Below are 2,510 nucleotides of genomic sequence, written 5' to 3'. Positions count from 1 at the left end.
AGGGCGTTGCAGTGGCGTGATCTAGACCCGAAGCGGAGTGATCTACCCATGGCCAGGTTGAAGCGACGGTAAGACGTCGTGGAGGACCGAACCCACTTCAGTTGAAAATGGAGGGGATGAGCTGTGGGTAGGGGTGAAAGGCCAATCAAACTCCGTGATAGCTGGTTCTCCCCGAAATGCATTTAGGTGCAGCGTTGCGTGTTTCTTACCGGAGGTAGAGCTACTGGATGGCTAATGGGCCCTACAAGGTTACTGACGTCAGCCAAACTCCGAATGCCGGTAAGTGAGAGCGCAGCAGTGAGACTGTGGGGGATAAGCTTCATAGTCGAGAGGGAAACAGCCCAGACCACCAACTAAGGCCCCTAAGCGTGTGCTAAGTGGGAAAGGATGTGGAGTTGCCCAGACAACCAGGAGGTTGGCTTAGAAGCAGCCACCCTTGAAAGAGTGCGTAATAGCTCACTGGTCAAGTGATTCCGCGCCGACAATGTAGCGGGGCTCAAGTACACCGCCGAAGTTGTGGCATTCAGATATAGATAAGCCTTCGTGGTTCAGTCGTCTGGATGGGTAGGGGAGCGTCGTGTGGGCAGTGAAGCTGCGGTGTAAACCAGTGGTGGAGCCTACACGAGTGAGAATGCAGGCATGAGTAGCGAAAGACGGGTGAGAAACCCGTCCGCCGAATGATCAAGGGTTCCAGGGTCAAGCTAATCTGCCCTGGGTAAGTCGGGACCTAAGGCGAGGCCGACAGGCGTAGTCGATGGACAACGGGTTGATATTCCCGTACCGGCGAAGAACCGCCCATACCAAGCAGGGGACACTAACCGTCCGGAGCCTGCCCGAGCATCCTTGTGGTGTGAGGGTTTTGGCCGAGCACGGGACCTGATCCTGGGAGGTAAGCGTATTAACAGGTGTGACGCAGGAAGGTAGCCGGGCCAGGCGATGGTTGACCTGGTCTAAGGATGTAGGGTCCGTGATAGGTAAATCCGTCACGGTGTCTTTGATGACGATCCTGAGATCCGACGGGACCCCCTCACGGGGGGATCCGGTGATCCTATGCTGCCTAGAAAAGCATCGGCGCGAGGTTCCAGCCGCCCGTACCCCAAACCGACACAGGTGATCAGGTAGAGAATACTAAGGCGATCGAGAGAATTATGGTTAAGGAACTCGGCAAAATGCCCCCGTAACTTCGGGAGAAGGGGGGCCCCAACCTTGATGGACACTTGCTGTCCGGAGGGGATCGGGGCCGCAGAGACCAGGGGGAAGCGACTGTTTACTAAAAACACAGGTCCGTGCGAAGTCGCAAGACGATGTATACGGACTGACTCCTGCCCGGTGCTGGAAGGTTAAGAGGACCGGTTAGCCCTTACGGGCGAAGCTGGGAATTTAAGCCCCAGTAAACGGCGGTGGTAACTATAACCATCCTAAGGTAGCGAAATTCCTTGTCGGGTAAGTTCCGACCTGCACGAATGGAGTAACGACTTCCCCGCTGTCTCAACCATAAACTCGGCGAAATTGCAGTACGAGTAAAGATGCTCGTTACGCGCAGCAGGACGGAAAGACCCCGAGACCTTTACTATAGTTTGGTATTGGTGTTCGGTGTGGCTTGTGTAGGATAGGTGGGAGACTGTGAGACCCGGACGCCAGTTCGGGTGGAGTCATCGTTGAAATACCACTCTGGTCATACTGGATATCTAACTTCGGCCCGTAATCCGGGTCAGGGACAGTGCCTGATGGGTAGTTTAACTGGGGCGGTTGCCTCCTAAAGAGTAACGGAGGCGCCCAAAGGTTCCCTCAGCCTGGTTGGCAATCAGGTGGCGAGTGTAAGTGCACAAGGGAGCTTGACTGTGAGAGAGACATCTCGAGCAGGGACGAAAGTCGGGACTAGTGATCCGGCGGTACATTGTGGAATGGCCGTCGCTCAACGGATAAAAGGTACCTCGGGGATAACAGGCTGATCTTGCCCAAGAGTCCATATCGACGGCATGGTTTGGCACCTCGATGTCGGCTCGTCGCATCCTGGGGCTGGAGTAGGTCCCAAGGGTTGGGCTGTTCGCCCATTAAAGCGGTACGCGAGCTGGGTTTAGAACGTCGTGAGACAGTTCGGTCCCTATCCGCTGCGCGCGCAGGAAATTTGAGAAGGGCTGTCCTTAGTACGAGAGGACCGGGACGGACGAACCTCTGGTGTGTCAGTTGTACTGCCAAGTGCACCGCTGATTAGCTACGTTCGGATGGGATAACCGCTGAAAGCATCTAAGCGGGAAGCCCGCTTCGAGATGAGATTTCCATACACCTTGTGTGTGAGAGGCCCCCAGCCAGACCACTGGGTTGATAGGCCGGATGTGGAAGCGGGGACTAAAGACCCGTGAAGCTGACCGGTACTAATAGGCCGATAACTTACACCACACCAACATCTGGGGAAACACGACTTCAAACGGTTTCCCAACGTACAGGGTGTTGTTGATCATGCTGCTTGCGTCCACTATGTGGTTCCCGGATAACAACCCTGGTTGTTG

Annotated in this window: 1 rRNA gene (running past one end of the window); it reads left to right on the top strand. The window is 55.3% G+C overall.

The window, feature by feature from the left end:
• Positions 1 to 2,400 (top strand): 23S ribosomal RNA (locus QWJ37_RS16155); it begins 543 nt to the left of the window's first position.
• Positions 2,401 to 2,510: the final 110 nt, after the last annotated feature.

The organism is Arthrobacter sp. YD2, from assembly GCF_030410475.1.
GTDB classification, from domain to species: Bacteria; Actinomycetota; Actinomycetes; order Actinomycetales; family Micrococcaceae; genus Arthrobacter_B; species Arthrobacter_B zhangbolii.
The sequence above is the reverse complement of the archived record's forward strand: the minus strand, read 5'-3'. Positions and strand labels throughout refer to the sequence as shown.